The sequence below is a fragment of the Streptomyces sp. HUAS TT11 genome, from assembly GCF_051553595.1.
In the GTDB taxonomy this organism is placed as follows: domain Bacteria; phylum Actinomycetota; class Actinomycetes; order Streptomycetales; family Streptomycetaceae; genus Streptomyces.
On sequence record NZ_CP196184.1, the window covers coordinates 4,832,234 to 4,851,327 of the forward strand.

Annotated in this window: 14 protein-coding genes, 4 tRNA genes and 1 other RNA gene; 13 read left to right on the plus strand and 6 right to left on the minus strand. The window is 70.8% G+C overall.

Features of this window, described 5'->3' with window-relative positions:
• Positions 1-69 precede the first annotated feature (69 nt).
• A complete protein-coding gene (locus ACSHXN_RS21635) occupies positions 70-264 on the plus strand; it encodes an excisionase family DNA-binding protein (RefSeq protein WP_385750847.1) in 195 nt (64 codons plus the stop codon).
• Positions 264-1,496: a tyrosine-type recombinase/integrase gene (locus ACSHXN_RS21640; RefSeq protein ID WP_385750785.1), complete on the plus strand. Its 1,233-nt coding sequence runs from the start codon at positions 264-266 to the stop codon at positions 1,494-1,496. Before ACSHXN_RS21635 ends, ACSHXN_RS21640 begins: the two co-directional genes overlap by 1 nt.
• A gap of 79 nt (positions 1,497-1,575) precedes the next feature.
• Here ACSHXN_RS21640 and ACSHXN_RS21645 read toward each other — a convergent pair.
• Positions 1,576-1,663 (minus strand) — tRNA-Ser (locus ACSHXN_RS21645).
• A 73-nt stretch (positions 1,664-1,736) separates the two neighbouring features.
• Here ACSHXN_RS21645 and ffs point away from each other — a divergent pair.
• The 6 genes from ffs (at position 1,737) to ACSHXN_RS21675 (ending at position 10,684) form a co-directional block, all read left to right on the plus strand.
• Positions 1,737-1,833, plus strand: an RNA gene (gene ffs / locus ACSHXN_RS21650) — signal recognition particle sRNA small type.
• 88 nt (positions 1,834-1,921) lie between these two features.
• Positions 1,922-4,129 (plus strand): DNA polymerase III subunit gamma and tau, encoded by a 2,208-nt coding sequence (locus ACSHXN_RS21655; RefSeq protein ID WP_438303554.1) that lies wholly within the window; start codon positions 1,922-1,924, stop codon positions 4,127-4,129.
• A gap of 123 nt (positions 4,130-4,252) precedes the next feature.
• Positions 4,253-5,512 carry a phosphoribosylamine--glycine ligase gene (gene purD / locus ACSHXN_RS21660; RefSeq protein WP_355135225.1) on the plus strand — a complete coding sequence of 420 codons (1,260 nt, stop codon included), beginning with the start codon at positions 4,253-4,255 and terminating at the stop codon, positions 5,510-5,512.
• A gap of 395 nt (positions 5,513-5,907) precedes the next feature.
• On the plus strand, positions 5,908-7,887 hold the full coding sequence (locus ACSHXN_RS21665) for a hypothetical protein (protein ID WP_438303555.1): 1,980 nt from the start codon (positions 5,908-5,910) through the stop codon (positions 7,885-7,887).
• A 312-nt stretch (positions 7,888-8,199) separates the two neighbouring features.
• Positions 8,200-9,699 carry a N,N-dimethylformamidase beta subunit family domain-containing protein gene (locus ACSHXN_RS21670; protein WP_355135229.1) on the plus strand — a complete coding sequence of 500 codons (1,500 nt, stop codon included), beginning with the start codon at positions 8,200-8,202 and terminating at the stop codon, positions 9,697-9,699.
• Between the two features lie 85 nt (positions 9,700-9,784).
• Positions 9,785-10,684, plus strand: a complete 900-nt coding sequence (locus tag ACSHXN_RS21675) for a phosphoribosylaminoimidazolesuccinocarboxamide synthase (RefSeq protein ID WP_355135231.1) — start codon at positions 9,785-9,787, stop codon at positions 10,682-10,684.
• A 90-nt stretch (positions 10,685-10,774) separates the two neighbouring features.
• On the opposite strand, the gene ACSHXN_RS21680 is transcribed toward ACSHXN_RS21675, so the two are convergent.
• The 4 genes from ACSHXN_RS21680 to ACSHXN_RS21695 form a co-directional block, all read right to left on the minus strand.
• Positions 10,775-10,850: transfer RNA gene (locus ACSHXN_RS21680), tRNA-Gly, on the minus strand.
• 743 nt (positions 10,851-11,593) lie between these two features.
• A tRNA-Gly gene (locus tag ACSHXN_RS21685) sits at positions 11,594-11,669 on the minus strand.
• Positions 11,670-11,783: 114 nt separating this feature from the next.
• Positions 11,784-11,858: transfer RNA gene (locus ACSHXN_RS21690), tRNA-Gly, on the minus strand.
• A 238-nt stretch (positions 11,859-12,096) separates the two neighbouring features.
• Positions 12,097-12,414, minus strand: a complete 318-nt coding sequence (locus ACSHXN_RS21695; RefSeq protein ID WP_355135233.1) for a histone-like nucleoid-structuring protein Lsr2 — start codon at positions 12,412-12,414, stop codon at positions 12,097-12,099.
• Between the two features lie 361 nt (positions 12,415-12,775).
• Between ACSHXN_RS21695 and purS the strand changes: the two genes are divergently transcribed.
• The 3 genes from purS to purL are packed head-to-tail and all read left to right on the plus strand — an operon-like array spanning position 12,776 to position 15,971.
• Positions 12,776-13,039: a phosphoribosylformylglycinamidine synthase subunit PurS gene (gene purS / locus ACSHXN_RS21700; protein WP_059130114.1), complete on the plus strand. Its 264-nt coding sequence runs from the start codon at positions 12,776-12,778 to the stop codon at positions 13,037-13,039.
• Positions 13,036-13,716 (plus strand): phosphoribosylformylglycinamidine synthase subunit PurQ, encoded by a 681-nt coding sequence (purQ, locus tag ACSHXN_RS21705; RefSeq protein WP_355135235.1) that lies wholly within the window; start codon positions 13,036-13,038, stop codon positions 13,714-13,716. The genes purS and purQ overlap by 4 nt, the downstream gene beginning before the upstream one ends.
• Positions 13,713-15,971, plus strand: a complete 2,259-nt coding sequence (gene purL / locus ACSHXN_RS21710; RefSeq protein WP_355135237.1) for a phosphoribosylformylglycinamidine synthase subunit PurL — start codon at positions 13,713-13,715, stop codon at positions 15,969-15,971. Before purQ ends, purL begins: the two co-directional genes overlap by 4 nt.
• 62 nt (positions 15,972-16,033) lie before the next feature.
• Here purL and ACSHXN_RS21715 read toward each other — a convergent pair whose 3' ends face one another.
• Complete coding sequence (locus ACSHXN_RS21715) at positions 16,034-17,494, minus strand: MFS transporter (RefSeq protein WP_438303556.1); 1,461 nt, start codon at positions 17,492-17,494, stop codon at positions 16,034-16,036.
• A gap of 96 nt (positions 17,495-17,590) precedes the next feature.
• Between ACSHXN_RS21715 and ACSHXN_RS21720 the strand changes: the two genes are divergently transcribed.
• Both ACSHXN_RS21720 and ACSHXN_RS21725 read left to right on the plus strand, forming a co-directional pair.
• Positions 17,591-18,232 (plus strand): TetR/AcrR family transcriptional regulator, encoded by a 642-nt coding sequence (locus ACSHXN_RS21720; RefSeq protein WP_355135241.1) that lies wholly within the window; start codon positions 17,591-17,593, stop codon positions 18,230-18,232.
• A 10-nt stretch (positions 18,233-18,242) separates the two neighbouring features.
• Positions 18,243-19,040, plus strand: a complete 798-nt coding sequence (locus tag ACSHXN_RS21725; RefSeq protein ID WP_438303557.1) for a sterol carrier family protein — start codon at positions 18,243-18,245, stop codon at positions 19,038-19,040.
• The last annotated feature ends 54 nt before the right edge of the window (positions 19,041-19,094 follow it).

The following is a 19,094-nucleotide window of genomic DNA, read 5'->3' on the forward strand; positions in this document are numbered from 1 at the left end:
GCTCGGCCTCGAATCCAAGGAGGAGAAGTGACCACAACCGCGGCACTCGTACCGACGACTGCTGATCCGATGCTCCTGCTCCTCACTGTCGAGGAAGCTGCCCGCCGACTGGGTATTGGCCGGACTACCTGCTTCGCTCTCATCGCCTCGGGCGAACTGGAGTCGGTCAAGGTCGGCAGTCTGCGGCGTATCCCCGCTGATGCGCTTGCCATGTACGTTGCTCGCCTGCGTGGCGGCTCGGCTGCCTCGAGGCAGGGCGCGTGATGGCAAAACGGAGTCGTGAGCCGAACGGGGCAGCTTCGATCTATAAGGGCGCGGATGGCCGGTGGCATGGCCGTGTGACTGTCGGGATCCGCGCGGATGGCAAGCCAGACCGGCGGCACGTCGGCCGTAAGACCAAGGCTGAGGTAGTCAAAGCAGTCCGTGAGATCGAGCGCGAGCGCGACTCTGGCAACCTCAGCAAGCCGGGCGAGAAATGGACGCTGGGGCGCTGGCTGGAGCACTGGGTCTACGAGATCGCGAAGAAGTACGTCTCCGAGAACACGTACGCCGGTTACGAGGTGGACGTACGCGTGCATCTGGTCCCCGGCATCGGGGCGCACCGGCTCGACCGCCTGGAACCGGAACACCTGGAGGCGTTCTACGCCAGGATGCAGCGCGAAGGCAGTAAAGCCGGGACGGCGCATCATGTGCACCGCACCGTGCGGGTGGCGCTTGCTGAGGCCAGGCGGCGCGGGCACGTCGCCCGAAACGTCGCCGAGATCGCCCGGGCTCCTCGGCTCGAAGAGGAGGAGGTCGAGCCGTACAGCATTGAGGAGGTGCAAAGCCTGCTGCTGGAGGCATCCAAGCTCCGCAATAGCGCGCGGTGGGTAGTGGCCCTCGCACTCGGCCTCCGCCAGGGAGAGGCACTGGCCCTCCAGTGGGAGGACGTGGACCTAGATGCCGGGTACCTCCGCATCCGGCGAAATCGGCTGCGGCCGAGGTACCAGCACGGTTGTGGCAGCGAGCCGTGCGGAAGGAAGCCGGGCTACTGCCCCAAGCGCGAGCAGATCCGGCGCGAGCACAAGAACACGAAATCCCGCTCCGGCCGCCGCACGATTGGGCTGCCAGATCCGCTGATCAAGCTGCTCCGCAAGCATCAGGAGGAGCAGGACCGGCAGCGAGTGGAGGCGGGAGCCGACTGGGAGGACAAGGGCTATGTCTTCGCCCTGCCCACTGGCGGGCCGCTGAGCCCGAACACTGACTACCACGTGTGGAAGCGTCTGCTTAGGGACGCAGGCGTGCGGGACGGGCGTCTTCACGACGCTCGCCACACGGCGGCCACCGTTCTTCTCCTGCTGGGCGTCCCGGATGTGATCGTGGACGCGATCATGGGCTGGGAGCCGGGTGGTGCCGCGCGGATGCGGGCCCGCTACATGCATGTGACCGGGCCCATGCTGCGCATGGTCGCGGACCAGGTCGGCGAAAAGCTCTGGGGTTCCTCCGAAGCTAAATGAGACCAAAAGTGAGACCACGAACGCCGAAGGGCCCCACCACGAATGGTGGGGCCCTTCGACATCGTGCCCGGTGAGGCACTGGCGGAGGATACGAGATTCGAACTCGTGAGGGGTTGCCCCCAACACGCTTTCCAAGCGTGCGCCCTAGGCCTCTAGGCGAATCCTCCGCCGGAAACATTACATGACGCCGGGGAGTGCTAGCGAACTCGTTCGGGCCCCCTGCGATCGGGTACGCTGGGGTCCAGCCCCTCACGCGGCGCTATCTGACTGAACTCCCCCAGGGCCGGAAGGCAGCAAGGGTAGGTCGGCTCTGGCGGGTGCGTGAGGGGTCTTGTGTATCGCGCAGGTGAGGGGCGCGGGTGCAGGGTCCGGGAGTGGGCCTCGGGCCGGTCGCTTTGTCAGTGGACGCCTATAACCTCGTATGCGTGTCGTCTCTCGCGCTGTACCGCCGCTATCGCCCGGAGTCGTTCGCCGAGGTCATCGGGCAGGAGCATGTCACCGACCCGCTGCAGCAGGCGCTGCGGAACAACCGGGTCAATCACGCGTACCTGTTCAGCGGGCCCCGAGGCTGCGGCAAGACGACCAGTGCGCGCATTCTGGCCCGTTGCCTGAACTGCGAGAAGGGCCCGACGCCGACGCCGTGCGGCGAGTGCCAGTCCTGCCGGGACCTGGCCAGGAACGGGCCGGGGTCCATCGACGTCATCGAGATCGACGCCGCGTCGCACGGTGGTGTCGACGACGCCCGTGACCTGCGGGAGAAGGCCTTCTTCGGGCCCGCGAGCAGCCGGTACAAGATCTACATCATCGACGAGGCCCACATGGTCACGTCGGCGGGTTTCAACGCGCTGCTGAAGGTGGTCGAGGAGCCGCCCGAGCATCTCAAGTTCATCTTCGCGACCACCGAACCGGAGAAGGTCATCGGGACCATCCGGTCGCGCACCCATCACTACCCCTTCCGGCTCGTGCCGCCGGGCACCCTCCGGGACTACCTCGCCGAGGTGTGCCGGAAGGAGAACAACCCCGTCGAGGACGGGGTCCTGCCGCTCGTCGTGCGCGCCGGTGCCGGATCCGTGCGTGACTCCATGTCCGTCATGGACCAGTTGCTGGCGGGTGCGGGTGCGGACGGTGTGACATACGCCATGGCCACCTCACTGCTCGGCTACACGGACGGGTCGCTCCTCGACTCCGTCGTCGAGGCCTTCGCCTCCGGTGACGGGGCCGCCGCCTTCGAGGTCGTGGACCGGGTCATCGAAGGGGGCAACGACCCGCGGCGGTTCGTCGCCGATCTGCTGGAGCGGCTGCGCGACCTGGTGATCGTCGCCGCCGTGCCCGACGCCGTCGAGAAGGGGCTCATCGACGCCCCCGCCGACGTACTGGAGCGCATGCAGGCGCAGGCGGGTGTCTTCGGGCCGGCCGAGCTCAGCCGCGCCGCCGACCTGGTCAACGAGGGGCTCACCGAGATGCGCGGGGCCACCTCGCCCCGGCTGCAGCTGGAGTTGATCTGCGCCCGGGTGATGTTGCCCGCGGCGTACGGGGACGAGCGGTCGGTCATGGCCCGCCTGGACCGTCTGGAGCGGGGCATCAGCCTTTCCGGGGGCGCCGCTCCCGCCATGGGCTATGTGCCGGGTCCCGAGGTGCACGGCGGTATGACCGGGGGACCCGCCCCGCAGGATGCGGCATCCGTGCCGCCCGGTGGAGGCGTGGCGGCCGCTCGTGCCGCCGTGCGCTCCGGTGGCGCCGGACCCGCTGCGGCCCCGGTCGCCCCTGCTGCCCACGAGGCCGCCGCGCCCCCGGTGCCGGTACCGCCGCCTGTGGCACAGGAGGCCGCCCCGGCACCGACCGCCCCCGCACCGGCCCAGCCGCAGGCTCCCGCCCCCGGCGCGCCCGGTGCGTGGCCCGCCGCCGCCGCCACGGGGGGCGGTCGCCGACCCGGCGGCTGGCCCACCGCAGCGCCCGCCGGCGGGGGCCGGGCCCCCGCCGCCCAGGGCCGGCCGGCCACTCCGGCCGCACCTGACACCCCGGCTCCTCCGGCCGCTCCGGCGCCCGCGCCCGGTTCCGGCGGTCTCGACCCCCGCACGCTCTGGCCGAACGTTCTTGAGGCGGTCAAGAACCGCCGCCGCTTCACCTGGATCCTGCTGAGCCAGAACGCGCAGGTGGTGGGCTTCGACGGCACCACGCTGCAGATCGGTTTCGTGAACGCGGGAGCCCGCGACAACTTCCTCAGCAGCGGCAGCGAGGACGTGCTGCGGCAGGCGCTGGCCGAACAGTTCAACGTGCAGTGGAAGGTGGAGGCCATCGTCGACCCGTCGGGTGGCTCGGCACCGCCGGCCACCGGGGGCTCGGGATTCGGTGGCGGCTTCCAGCCGGGAGGCGGCGGCGCCTCGCCCGCGCCCCGCCCCGCCCCCGCCGAGCAGCCGGCCTCCTCGGCGCGGCCGGCCACTTCGGCGTCCCCCGCTCCCGCGCCCCCGGCCCCCGCCCCGGCCGCGCCTCCCACCGAACGGCACGTGGTCGCGCCCGAGGACGACATGCCGGAGGACGACGACCCCGACCTGGACGAGTCGGCCCTGTCCGGCCACGATCTGATCGTCCGGGAGCTCGGCGCCACGGTGGTGGAGGAGTTCTCGAACGAGTAGGCGGGAGCGAGGAGGATCACCGGGCGGCACCCCATCTCTTCGGGAGGAACCCACAAACGCCCGCCGCCGGTCCCTTCGGCGGCCCCCACAAAGCCACTCCGCCCCGGCGGTTAGGCTGACCCCGTGAAGGTCCTCGTCATCGGTAGCGGCGCCCGCGAACACGCCCTGTGCCGTTCCCTCTCCCTCGACCCCGATGTCACCGAGCTGCACTGCGCCCCCGGAAACGCAGGCGTGGCCGAGGTGGCCCAGTTGCACCAGATCGATGCCCTCGACGGAAAAGCCGTGGCCGCGCTGGCCACCGGGCTCGGCGTCGGGCTGGTCGTCGTGGGCCCGGAGGCGCCGCTCGTCGCGGGCGTCGCCGATGTGGTGCGCGAGGCGGGGATCCCCGTCTTCGGACCCTCCCAGGAGGCCGCCCGGCTGGAGGGTTCCAAGGCCTTCGCCAAGGATGTGATGGCAGCCGCGGGCGTCCCCACCGCACGGTCGTACGTCTGCACGACCGCCGAGGAGGTCGAGGAGGCACTCGACGCCTTCGGCGCCCCCTACGTCGTGAAGGACGACGGTCTCGCCGCAGGCAAGGGCGTCGTCGTCACCGATGACCTGGAGGCGGCAAAGGCGCACGCCGCCCAGTGCGAGCGTGTGGTCGTCGAGGAGTACCTCGACGGACCCGAGGTCTCCCTGTTCGCCGTCACCGACGGCGAGACGGTCCTGCCGCTCCAGCCGGCACAGGACTTCAAGCGCGCCCTGGACGGCGACGAGGGGCCGAACACCGGTGGTATGGGGGCGTACTCGCCGCTGCCATGGGCCCAGCCGAAGTTGGTCGAGGACGTCCTGGAGACCGTTCTCCGGCCGACCGTCGACGAGATGCGCCGCCGCGGCACCCCCTTCTCCGGCCTGCTGTACGCGGGCCTGGCGATCACCTCGCGCGGTGTCCGGGTCATCGAGTTCAACGCCCGGTTCGGCGATCCCGAGACGCAGGTCGTCCTCGCCCGGTTGAGGACCCCGCTCGCGGGCGTGCTGCTGGCCGCGGCGAACGGCACCCTCGCGGACCTCGAGCCCCTGCGCTGGAGCGAGGACGCTGCGGTCACCGTGGTCGTGGCCTCGCACAACTACCCGAGCACCCCGCGCACCGGCGACCCGATCACCGGTCTCGCCGAGGTCGCGGCCGAGGACGCCCCGCACGCCTACGTCCTGCACGCGGGCACCCGGCAGGAGGGCGACGCCGTGGTGAGCGCGGGCGGCCGTGTGCTGTCCGTCACGGCCACCGGAGCCGACCTCGCCCAGGCGCGCCGACGGGCGTACACGGCGGTGGGCCGCATCGGGCTCGACGGCTCCCAGCACCGTACGGACATCGCGGCGCAGGCCGCCGAGGCCGGCGGCGCCTGAGCAGCCGTGCCGCCCGGCGATGAACCCCTCGGGCCCCGGATCCGTCTCAGGATCCGGGGCCCGCGCCGTGAGGAGGGGCCCGAAATCCCGGCTTCTGCCGAATGCGCAGCGGTGGGCGATCCAGGGCCTGGCCGTCGCCCTACGTCATCCACCTTTCCCCAAAGCCATTCCATCGAGTGAGCGGTGACCCATCCGGCTGACGAGGGAGGAGGCCCCAACTAGGGTGCGGCGCAAGCGTTCCGGCACTTGGCCCACCGGCATTGCGATGTCGGTGGCGGGTGCCACAGTGGGGGAGTGAGCAACGCACGGACGTCCGACGACGACCTCTGTGACGGCGACCGTCACGCCGCAGGTCGCGTGGGACAGAGGCGGATCAGAGGGGGTGACGTCCGGTCGTGACCGGAATCGGTGTGGAGATCGGCGCGCAGGCTGCGCGTTCCCGGGCCCTTGCCGTGCTGCGGATCCGCAGCAGGGCGCTGGCCGTGGCTCTGCTGCCTGCCGCCGTCGCCGTCGTGCTGTTCGTCGGCCGCTCCACCGGTCACATCAGCGGTGGGCACTGGGGAGTCGTCGCGCGCTGGGTCGTGAGCTGCGTCGCCGTGGCCGTCCTGCTCGCCGCCGCCGGTATCGCCCTCGTGGTCGCGCGCGCCCGTCCGGCCGTCAGCCCGACCGTCCCGATCGCGGAGGACGCGGCCCCCGATCTGTACCGGATGGTCCGCGACCTGGCCGATCGCCTCGACGTCCCCGCCCCGTCCGCCATAGCGCTCACCCCGGACTGCGACAGCTGGCTGGAGGACCGCGCCCATCCCGCCCATGGCCCGCCCCCGCGGTCACCGGACGAGATATCCGGCCCGCGGGGCATACGCGGCCTGCAGCCCTCCCGGCACCACCGTGCTCCGACGGCGCCCGTGCTCGTGATCGGCTCCCCGTTCCTGTGGTGGATGCGGGTGGGCGAACTGCGTGCGGTGCTCGCCCCGGTCGTCGCCGGTACGGGGCCGTCCGCGCACCCCGACATAGCAGCGGCACGACGCTTCGTCCGAGGACTGGACGCCGCCGTGGCCGTGAGTGCGGCACCCGGGCACGGGGCGTTGATCCGCGCGGTGCTGGGCGGAGTCGGCCGGGTGGCCCGGCTGCTGCTGCGGAGCTGCCGGGTCCATGCGGAAGAGATGGAACGAGGGGTGGCGGCCGCCGCGGCCGAGCGTGCACAGGCTGTGGACTACGGTCTGCGGATCGTCGCGCAGGAGCAGGTGGGTCTGGCGTACGCCGGCTGGGACCGGCTGCTGACCCGGGTCGCCCTGCCCGCCTGGCGGATGGGGCGCTGGCCGTCGCGCCTGGACGCCGGCGTGGTCGCGGCCCTCACCGAACTCTCCCGCCGGGACCGGCTGGCCGAGGGGTTCGCCTCCCGTCTGGGCGAGCGGCCGGCCTGCGACCTGCTGGAGGAGCCCGGAGCGGTGGACGAGGCCGCGTCGCTGCTGGCAGCGCGTCTCTTCCACGGCGGTCCGGCGGCACCCGGCCCGAACTGGGCGCCGGTCAACTGGCAGGACTATCCGGACGAGGTCGTGGACCGTAAGTGGCGCTCGGACGCGGCCCGGCTCCACCGGGTCCTCGACGCTCTCGGCGTCCACCACACCACCCGGACGGGCACGTCCGACGCGGGCGGGCCGACGCTGGAGCGGGTCCTGAAGTACCTGACGGTCCGGACGGGCACCGACGAGGGGGACGCGGCGGCCGGGAGCGGGTACGCCGGCGCACCCACCCCTCGGCCCGCCGGCCCGCACCGGGGCGGGCCCGGTGCGGAAGGTGCGTGCGACGGCGGGAGCGCGCCGGACGGGGCCGTCGCCCCCGAAGCCCCCGACGCGGAAGGGGATCCCGGCGCGGAGAGGGCGCATGCCGAGCCGGTCGGCGTATCCGAAGCCGACATGGTCGCCGCCCGCGCCGTGCCGGACCTCGACGAGGACGGTGCGGTCGCCGGTGTGCGGACCGCCGCCCTGGTCGCCGGACTCAGTGCCGAAGTCGCCTGGGAGGAGTCGGCCGTCGCGGCGGTACCGGGCGGGGACGCCGGCCGCCCGTCGGGGCCGGACCGCACGGTGTGGGACGACGTGTTGCTCCCGCTGTTCCCGCTCCAGCCGCCCCGCAGCGGTCGCGAACTGCTCGTCGACCATGTCGCCGCGATGGTGTGCTGCGCGGCGATGGACACGGCCGGAGCGGTACCCGGCCTCGACTGGCTGGACGGTCCGTCCCTGCTGGTCCGGGACGAACGTGCGACCGACCTCACCCCCCGGGTGCTCACGCTCGTGGAGGACGGCGACGCGGAACCGCTCCGCGCCTGGCTCCGCCATCTCGGCATACGCGCCGAGAAGCCGGTCCGGTTGGTCTGACGACTTTCGGCCGGCCGGGCCGGTCCGTCACCCGCTCCCCGCTCCGCACGGGGGACTCTCACGCCTCCTGCGGCAGTCGTCACCCCGAGGATCGAGACTGCCGTGCCCCGTTGTGGTCCCACCCCGGTCCACCTGCGGATACGTCGCTCCCGTCGGTGTCCGGGCCGCGACCTGTGGCCGGAGAATCCCATTCCGTCCACGTCAATTCACGACGAACGGTGACGGAGTGCGTGCGTAATGTGATGTGCTGGGACCGTTCGGGTACGAGCAAGGGCCCACGACGGCTCACGGGGTCGAGGGAGGGGACATCGTATGGGGTCGGAGCACATCCGCCGCTGGGAGTCGGGCGCTCTCGCACACGCTGTGACGGATCCTTTCGGCCAGGGCCCCGTTCCCTGGCTCCGGGGCAGTGAGACCTACTTCGACGACACAGGCCAGGTGGTCCCCTGGTACGTGGATCCGGCCCCGGCCCACGTCCCGTCCCAGGGCCACAAGGGAGCGCGGATCCCGGCGCCCCGCACCGGCGGCCCGCGCTCCGCCGACGACGTCCACCGCCAGATCAAGGGCTTCACCTCCACCGGCGGGGTCGCGCCCGGTGAGGCCATCGACTTCCGCATCACGGTGGACCCGCCGCAGGAGTTCGCCGTCGACGTCTACCGGATCGGCCACTACGGCGGCGACGGGGCCTCCAAGATCACCACGAGCCCCCGTCTCTCCGGCATCGTGCAGCCGCCCCCGCTGACGGCGGACCGCACGGTCTCCTGCCACCACTGGTGGCTCTCCTGGCGGCTGCAGATCCCGTCCTACTGGAGCATCGGCGCGTATGTGGCCGTCCTCACCACCGCCGACGGATACCGCTCCCACGTCCCCTTCACCGTCCGCGACAGCCGCCCGGCCGACCTCCTCCTGCTGCTCCCGGACATCACGTGGCAGGCGTACAACCTCTATCCGGAGGACGGCCACACCGGCGCCAGCCTCTACCACGCCTGGGACGAGAACGGCCGGCTGCTCGGCGAGGCGGACGCCGCCACCACGGTGTCCTTCGACCGTCCGTACGCGGGCGCGGGCCTCCCGCTGCACGTGGGCCACGCCTACGACTTCATCCGCTGGGCCGAGCGCTACCACTACGACCTCGCCTACGCCGATGCCCGCGATCTGCACGCGGGCCGCATCGACCCCACCCGCTACCGCGGCCTGGTCTTCCCGGGCCATGACGAGTACTGGTCGCCCCAGATGCGCCGCACCGTGGAACTCGCCCGCGAGAACGGCACCTCGCTCGTCTTCCTCTCCGCCAACACCATGTACTGGCAGGTGGAGTTGGGGCCGTCCCCGTCCGGTGTCCCCGACCGCCTGCTCACCTGCCGCAAGCGTCGCGGCCCGGGGAAGGCCACGCTGTGGCGGGAGATCGACCGTCCCGAGCAGGAGACGATCGGCATCCAGTACGCGGGCCGGGTGCCCGAACCTCATCCGCTCGTCGTCCGCAACGCCGATCACTGGCTGTGGGAGGCGACCGGTGCCGAAGAGCGCGACGAACTGGCGGGGATGGTCGCCGGCGAGGCGGACCGTTACTTCCCGCGCGCGCCACTGCCCGAGCACCAGGGCCGCATCCTCCTGGCCCACTCTCCCTACCGGGACGGCGAGGGCGTGCTGCGGCACCAGGAGACGTCCCTGTACCGGGCCCCGTCCGGCGCCCTGGTCTTCGCGTCCGGGACGTTCGCCTGGTCGCCCGCGCTGGACCGCCCCGGCCATGTGGACGCCCGTGTCCAGCAGGCGACCGCGAACCTCCTGGACCGCATCTGCAAACGGGACTGACTCCGTTGCGACCCGCCCCGCGGACCGGCTCGCTCCTCGCATACGGGAGAATCGAGCCAATTGGAGAGAACCACGGGGAGGAATCGTGTCCGGATTCGTCGAAAAGCCCGAGCCCGTCGAGGTGCCGGGTCTGGTGCATCTGCACACCGGAAAGGTGCGGGAGCTGTACCAGAACGGGGCGGGCGACCTCGTCATGGTCGCCAGCGACCGTACGTCAGCGTTCGACTGGGTGCTGCCGACCGAGATCCCGGACAAGGGCCGGATCCTCACCCAGTTGTCGCTCTGGTGGTTCGACCAGCTCGCCGATCTGGTCCCGGGCCACGTCCTGAGCACGGAGCTGCCGGCCGGGGCCCCGGCCGACTGGGCCGGCCGCACCCTCGTCTGCAAGTCCCTGCGGATGGTTCCGGTGGAGTGCGTGGCGCGCGGATATCTCACGGGCTCGGGCCTCCTCGAGTACAACGAGTCCCGTACCGTCTGCGGCCTCGCCCTGCCCGAGGGCCTGGTGGACGGCTCGGAACTGCCCGCGCCGATCTTCACCCCCGCCACCAAGGCCGCGGTCGGCGAGCACGACGAGAACGTCTCGTACGAGGAGGTCGCCCGCCAGGTCGGTGCGGAGACCGCGGCCCAGCTGCGGCAGGCGACCCTCGCCGTCTACGGCCGCGCCCGGGACATCGCCCGTGATCGCGGGATCATCCTGGCGGACACCAAGTTCGAGTTCGGCCACGACGGCGACACCCTCGTCCTCGCCGACGAGGTCCTCACCCCGGACTCGTCCCGTTTCTGGCCGGCCGACCGGTGGGAGCCGGGCCGCTCCCAGCAGTCGTTCGACAAGCAGTTCGTGCGGGACTGGCTCGTCTCCCCGGCCTCCGGCTGGGACCGGGCGAGCGAGCAGCCTCCGCCTCCGCTGCCCCAGGAGATCGTGGAGGCGACCCGGGCGAAGTACGTGGAGGCGTACGAGCGGCTGACCGGTGTCCGCTGGTCGTAACGGCCATGGGCCCGGCGCCCCCGCCGGGCCACGGGTTCCACCCCGCGCACAACGAAGAAGCCCCCCGGCCTGGGCCGGGGGGCTTTTCTGTGGAGCGGACGACGAGGCTCGAACTCGCGACCTCAACCTTGGCAAGGTTGCGCTCTACCAACTGAGCTACGTCCGCACTGCGCTGTTGCGCGAGAGCAACTATACCCAACGTCGCTCGGACGCGAGACGCACCGCCCCATCACGGTGCGCGGCCATGAGTTCGAGAGCGGCCCCGGGAAAGCGCTCGGTACGTTCTGGCTCTCCGGCGCGGCCCGCCCGGGGATGTACGGCGTCGGCGCGGGCGCCGTCCGACCCGGGCATCCCCGGGCGTCGGCGGCGCGTGCACGGCGCCGACGACGACAACGGCCAACTTGTGCTCCACGTGCCGGTTTTCCGCACGCACGGTCCGGAGAGCCGTGATGGGCCGTCGGCCCGGGGCGGCACGTCCGCACACTCCCGCCGTGGGCACCCGCTCCCGACGTCCGGCATCGCGCCCGTTCCCGACCGCCACCCGGGGCCGCGGCAGTTCGGGTGCTCGGCGATGTGGCGACCTTCACACCGGCGTGTCCCGGGGCCGGGTGTCTGCCGGGACCACCGGCCCGGGCATGTGCGGCTCGTCCACCACGGCGGGCACGTCGGCACCACCGGTCACTTCCACCACACCGGCCATGTCCCGTCCGAATCCACGGCTGCGGCGGTGGTCGACAGGAGGCCGGCCTCTGCCCCGCTCCGTTTGATGCCGGGCAGACGGAAATCCCCGCCCTCGGGCAGGCGTCCGCTTGGCCGATGTCAGGCCTGGCGCCGTCGCACGATGATCCGTCCGCGCGGGTTCCGGGTGTACGACGAAGGCCCCGGTCGATCGACCGGGGCCTTCGTCTGTGGAGCGGACGACGAGGCTCGAACTCGCGACCTCAACCTTGGCAAGGTTGCGCTCTACCAACTGAGCTACGTCCGCATTGCCCCCGACCGGCTCTCACCGATCGGTGCGGGCACCAGCCTACCTGATCCGCACCCCTGCTCTCGACAAGCTCGAGCAGAGATGCTTCCTGGATCGGTGGAACCGATGCCGTGGAGCGGGTGACAGGGATTGCACACTGCGCCTCCCCCTTGGAAAGGGGGTGTTCTGCTACTGAACTACACCCGCACGGCTCTCGGGGTTTCGGCATTTCGGCCTCGCCCCTCGGCGTGCTCCAGACTTTAGCTGATCACCAGGGGGGCAGTGCAAGTCGGTTGTGCCCAGGGTTCGATGGGGCCGCCACAAGGCGGGCGGACCACCCGACTCCCGGCAATGAGGAGCGCACGGCGTCCGTCGGACGAGGGGGGTGCGCGTGGGGAACCGGGAACGCCGGGGCCGGATGCCCGGCCCCGGCGATCGGGTCGCGTCAGTTCGCCTCGGCGAACGCCTCGTACACCTTCTTCGGGATGCGGCCCCGCGGCGGTACGTCCATCTTGTTGGAGCGCGCCCAGGCCCGTACGGCCGCCGGGTCCGGCGTCAACGCCGTGTGGGTGTACGCCTTGCCCGACTTCGCCTTCTTGCGGCCGGCCTCGACGTAGGGTGCCAGCACCTTACGCAGTTTCTTGGCATTGGCTTGATTGAGGTCGATCTCGTACGACTTGCCGTCCAGTCCGAAGACGATCGTTTCCGCCGCTTCTGAGCCGTCGATGTCGTCAAAGAGAGTGACCACGACACGCTGCGCCACGAATATCGGTCCCTTCGTGCGGCACCTCTGCGATCAGACACCATGACGTGCGCAGACGTCCGGCGGATGTCGGGGAGATGTCGACTGTCCGGCTGTAATTGGGCAAAGTATCGGCTATTGCCATTTCCTTTGTACAGTGCCCGGCATTGCATTGTGAAGACCGACTGAATACCTCCGCGTGTCCGCCTGCAATGACCTGCCATCGCTCTTCTGTGATTTTTCCCAGGATTTTCCGTGTGCGGGCCGCCGTCGCCGGTGCACCGTGACGGCCGTCACGTAGGATGCTACGAATCTACGCGGGTAGAAATTCTGTGCGGGTAGTCTGAAGGAACCTGCTCAGCACCACACACCGGGAGTGCCAGTGGCACGCGTCGTAGTCGACGTCATGCTCAAGCCGGAGATCCTCGACCCCCAGGGCCAGGCGGTCCACCGCGCACTGCCGCGGCTCGGTTTCGAGGGCATCTCCGATGTACGTCAGGGAAAGCGATTCGAACTCGAAGTGGACGGACCGGTCGACGAGGCCGCGCTCGCCCGCATCCACGATCTTGCGGAATCCTTCCTTGCGAACACCGTGATCGAGGACTTCACCGTCAAGGTGGAGGAAGTCGCGGAGGCCGCGAAGTGACCGCTCGTATCGGCGTCGTCACTTTCCCGGGGAGCCTCGACGACCGGGACACGCAGCGTGCGATCCGCCTCGCGGGCGCCGAGCCGGTCGCTCTCTGGCACAAGGACAAGGACCTGAAGCAGGTCGACGCCGTGGTGCTGCCCGGCGGTTTCTCGTACGGCGACTATCTGCGCGCCGGCGCCATCTCCCGTTTCTCGCCGGTGATGGGGACGGTCATCGAGCAGGCGAAGGCCGGTCTTCCGGTCCTCGGCATCTGCAACGGCTTCCAGGTCCTGACCGAGGCCCATCTCCTCCCGGGCGCGATGCTGGGCAACGACCACCTCCACTTCATCTGCCGCGACCAGAAGCTGCGGGTGGAGAACGCGGAGACCTCCTGGACCGGTGACTACACCGTGGGCCAGGAGATCCACATCCCGCTGAAGAACATGGACGGCCGGTACGTCGCCGACGAGTACACGCTCGACAAGCTCGAGGCCGAAGGCCGCGTGGTGTTCCGCTACCTGGACTTCAACCCCAACGGCTCCCTCCGTGACATCGCCGGCATCACCAATGAGGCGGGCAACGTGGTGGGCCTGATGCCGCATCCCGAGCACGCCGTCGAGCCGCTGATCGGTTCCGGTCGTACCGACGGTCTCTCGTTCTTCACGTCGATCCTCAAGAAGCTGGTGGGCGCATGAGCCGGACGCCTCTGGACACGGTCGAGCATGCGACCGCGACCCCCGACGTCGAGCTGCCCTGGGCCGAACTCGGTCTGAAGAAGGACGAGTACGAGCGGATCGTCGAGATCCTGGGCCGTCGCCCCACCGGCGCCGAGCTCGCCATGTACTCGGTCATGTGGTCCGAGCACTGCTCGTACAAGAGCAGCAAGGTGCACCTGCGCCAGTTCGGCGAGAAGGCCCCCCAGTCGGACGCGCTGCTCGTGGGCATCGGCGAGAACGCCGGTGTCGTCGACGTCGGCCAGGGCTACGCGGTCACCTTCAAGGTCGAGTCGCACAACCACCCCTCGTACGTCGAGCCCTACCAGGGTGCCGCGACCGGCGTCGGCGGCATCGTGCGCGACATCATCGCGATGGGCGCGCGGCCGGTCGCGGTCGTGGACCCGCTGCGTTTCGGCGCGGCCGACCACCCGGACACCAAGCGGGTGCTGCCCGGTGTCGTGGCCGGCATCGGCGGCTACGGCAACTGCCTCGGGCTGCCCAACATCGGCGGAGAGGTCGTCTTCGACGCCTGCTACCAGGGCAACCCCCTGGTCAACGCCGGTGCCATCGGCGTCATGCGGCACGAGGACATCCACCTGGCGAAGGCGTCCGGCCCGGGCAACAAGGTCGTCCTGTACGGCGCCCGCACGGGCGGTGACGGCATCGGCGGCGCCTCGATCCTCGCCTCCGAGACCTTCGACGACGCCAAGCCCTCCAAGCGCCCGGCCGTCCAGGTCGGCGACCCCTTCCAGGAGAAGCTCCTCATCGAGTGCACCCTGGAGGCCTTCAAGGAGAAGCTGGTCGTCGGTATCCAGGACCTCGGTGCGGCCGGTCTGTCCTGCGCTACCTCCGAACTGGCCTCCAACGGCTCCGGCGGCATGCGCGTGACGCTGGACGACGTACCGCTGCGCGACTCGACGCTCTCGCCCGAGGAGATCCTCATGAGCGAGTCGCAGGAGCGCATGTGCGCGGTGGTCGAGCCGGAGAAGGTCGACCGCTTCCTCGAGATCTGCGAGAAGTGGGACGTCATCGCCACCGTCATCGGTGAGGTGACCGACGGCGACCGCCTGGAGATCTACTGGCACGGCGGGAAGATCGTCGACGTCGACCCGCGGACCGTCGCGCACGAAGGGCCGGTGTACGAACGCCCGTACGCCCGTCCGGAGTGGCAGGACGCCCTGCAGGCGGACGACGCGAACAAGCTGCCGCGGCCGGAGACCGCCGAGGAGCTGAAGGACCAGGTCCTGAAGCTGGTGTCCTCGCCCAACCAGGCCTCCAAGAAGTGGATCACCTCCCAGTACGACCACTTCGTGCAGGGCAACACGGTCCTCGCCCAGCCCGAGGACTCCGGCATGATCCGTGTCGACGAGGAGTCCGGGCTCGGCGTCGCCATCGCGACCGACGGCAACGGCCGGTACGCGAAGCTCGACCCGTACGCGGGCGCGCAGCTCGCCCTCGCCGAGGCGTACCGCAACGTGGCGACCACCGGTGCCAAGCCGCTGGCCGTCTCCGACTGCCTGAACTTCGGGTCGCCCGAGGACCCGGCCGTCATGTGGCAGTTCGCTGAGGCCGTCCGCGGACTCGCCGACGCCTGCCGGCAGCTGGGCACCCCGGTGACCGGTGGCAACGTCTCCCTCTACAACCAGACGGGCGAGGCGGCCATCCACCCCACCCCGGTGGTGGCGGTGCTGGGTGTCATCGACGACGTCGCCCGCCGTACGCCGGTCGCCTTCCAGGAGGAGGGTCAGCTGCTCTACCTCCTCGGCGACACCCGTGAGGAGTTCGGCGGCTCGGCCTGGTCGCAGGTCGTCCACGACCACCTCGGCGGTCTGCCGCCGCAGGTCGACCTCGAACGTGAGCGGCTGCTCGGCGAGATCCTCATCTCGGCCTCCCGCGACGGCATGGTCGACTCCGCGCACGACCTGTCCGACGGCGGCCTGATCCAGGCGGTCGTGGAGTCCTCCCTGCTGGGCGGCAAGGGTGCGCGGCTGGTCGTACCGGACGGGCTCGACGCGTTCACCTTCCTCTTCTCGGAGTCGGCGGGGCGCGCGCTCGTCGCCGTGCCGCGCTCGGAGGAGGTCCGCTTCAACGACATGTGCGGGGCGCGTGGTCTGCCCGTCGCCCGCATCGGCGTTGTGGACGGTGACGCGATCGAGCTCCAGGGCGAGTTCGCGCTGTCCCTGGAGGAGCTGCGGAAGGCCCACGAGGAGACCATTCCGGCGCTGCTCGGGTAAGCGGTCCGCAGGACGTCGAAGGCCCCGCCCGGTTCGCCGGGCGGGGCCTTCGTGTGCCGGTGTCAGACCGAGGCGGGCTCGCTCGCCGGTTCCGCGGCGTTGTGCACGGGACGGGACCTGGGCAGCCGCGTCGCCGCCAGCAGGCAGACCGCCATCAGCGCGGCCCCGCAGACGAACACGCCGTCCAGCGCGTCGACGTAGGCGTGCATCTCCGTGGTGTGCGCCGTGCCCGACAAGGAGCCAAGGTGGCCGGGCCCGTCGTACAGCCGGGAGACGAGGGTGCCGAAGAGGGCGGCACCTAGGGCCGTGCCCAGGGTCTGGAAGAAGCGGATGCCGGTCGTGGCCACCCCGAGTTGATGGCGCGGGGCCGCGTCCTGGACCAGTTGGATCAGCTGGCCGATGAGCTGGCCGAACCCGACGCCGACGAGGAGGAGTTCGGCGCGGAGCCACCACAGGGACGTGTCGCTGCCGGTGGTGGCCAGCAGCAGGAAGGCCACCGCGGTGATCGCGGAACCGCTGATGGCGAACGTCCGCTCGAGTCGGCCGCGTTCCGCGAGTTTTCCGGTGACGACCCCGGCGACGGTCATGCCGGCGGCCATGAAGACGAGGTACAGCCCCGCCGACGAACTGGCCACGCCACGGGCGACCTGCAGGTAGACCATGACGTAGTACAAGGCGCCCACCAGGGCCGCGCCCACCAGACCCTGGATGGCGAAGCCCCATCGCAGTTCCCGGACACGGAACATGGACAACGGCAGGATCGGTTCGGCAGCCGTGAGCTGGCGCCACAGGAAGAGGCCTAGGGCGGCCACCGAGGCCAGAGCCAGAAAGGCGATCTGCGGTGAGGACCAGGCGTACTCCTTGCCGCCCCACTCGGTGACCAGCAGCAGTGCGGTGGCGAAGGCGGCGGCGAGACCCGCGCCGAGGAAGTCGATGGAGCGGTCGGCGGTGTGGCGGGGAAGCTTCAGGACCCGGGCGGCGAGGACCAGGACCGCGAGGCCGAGCGGCAGATTGACGTAGAAGATCCAGCGCCAGCTCGCGTGGTCGGACAGGAGACCGCCGATCCAGGGGCCGAGCGCCATGCCGCCGCCGGAGACGATCCCGCCCATGCCCGCGCCCTTGGAGTCCCGTTCGCCGGGGCCCCGCAACTGGGCGATCACGACCATCGTGACGCTCATCAGCCCGCCGGCCCCGACGCCCTGAACGGCCCGCGCGGCGACGAGCTGCCCGATCGACCGGGCCGCTCCGCACAGTGCCGAGCCGAGGAGGAAGGTGCCCACGGCCCCCAGGAACACCTGCTTGGCGCCCAGGACGTCGCACAGCTTTCCGTACAGCGGGAGCACCGCGGCCGACGCCAGCGAAAAGGCGCTGACCAGCCAGGGGATCCTGTCGATGCCGTGATCCGGGTCGAGGTCGCGCACGATCGGCACGGTGGCCGCGGACACGATCTGCATGTCCAGGACGGCCAGGACGATCGTGACGAGGCAGACGAGGAAGGCGATCTTGCGCTGGGTCTCGGTCATGGGCATCACCATGCCCGGCATTTATGTACTGGGTCAATGTTTTATCTCTGCACAAGTTTCAGCCGGGACAAAATTTAATCTTGGTACAGTGACGTCATGGCTGCTGAGGCGATGGGGCTGCGTGAGCGCAAGAAGCGGCAGACGGCGCTGCGGATCTACCGCACCGCGATCGCCCTGTTCGCCGAGAAGGGCTTCGACGCCGTCTCGGTACAGGAGATCGCCGACGTCGCCGAGGTGTCCAAGATGACCGTCTTCAACTACTTCGGTTCCAAGGAGGACTTGGTCTTCAAGCCCATGGTCGAGCACTTCTCGGACGCGGCGCGTGCCGTGCGCGACCGCGCGTCCGGCGAGTCGGCGGTGGACGCCGTTCGCCGGCAGTTCCTGGAGATGGTCGAAGGGCGCGACCCGTCGGTCGGCCTGCACGGCGAGCCGTTCGCCCGCCGGATCCGGGAGGTCATCATGAAGACGCCGGAGCTGATGGAACGCGCCTACGTCGAGTCGGAGAAGGGCGCGCGCCAACTGGCCGACCAGCTCGCGGAGGAGACCGGCGACGCCACGCTCGCCCTGATCGCCGCCGCCACCCTGACCGCCGCCCGTAACGCCCTGGTCGAGGAGCACCACCGCCGCCTCGACGGCGGCGAGGCCGTCGACGAGGTGGCGGCCGACGCGGCCGAGCGCGCCCATCGCGCCTTCGACCTGATCGCAGCCGGTCTGAACGGGTACGCGGTGAAGGCATAGGCTCACCGCCATGCCCCCGGCCAGGAAACGCGCACGGACGTACGACCCCGCCAGGATCCGTGCGGCGGTGCACGCGCAGTTCGGGAACGTGCGGGAGGCCGTGCGCACCCTCACCCCCGAGCAACTGGCGCTGCCGACCCGGCTCGGCGGCTGGACCGTGCGGGAACTGGTGGCGCACACCGGGACCGCGCTCGGCGCTGTCAGCCGGTTCGTCGACCTGCCGGAACCCGCCGGGAAGGACGTCACGCTCCTCGACTGGCCGTTCGCGACCGCCGCCGACGCGGACACGATCGCGGACGTGGGCCGGCGGCTCGCCGAGCAGAATCCGGATCTCGACGCCCATCTCGGTGACATCGAGCGCCGCTTCAGCGAAGACCTGGCGCGCCACCGGGGTACACGACTGCTCGCCACCGGCATCGGCCCGCTGCCGCTCGCCGACTACCTCGTCACCCGCACGGTGGAACTCGTCGTCCACAGCGACGACCTGAACGCCGCCGTTCCCGGGCTCGGCATCCCGTACGACCGCCAGGCTCTTGCCGCCGCGACCCGGCTGCTCGCCGACGCGCTCGCGATGAAGGCGCCCGGCGCCTCGACCGAGGTGCGCATCCCGCCGTTCGCCGTCGTGCAGTGCGTCGAGGGCCCCCGCCACACCCGGGGCACCCCGCCGAACGTCGTCGAGACCGATCCGCTGACCTGGATCCGGCTGGCGACGGGCCGTGTGCAGTGGGCCACCGCTCTCGCCGACGCCAAGGTGAGCGCGAGCGGCGAACGAGCCGACCTCGGCGGCCTGCTGCCCCTCATGGCCTGAGGGCGAGAGGGTTTCGGATTCGGTCCGGGGACCGCACGGCCGAAGGACGCCGGC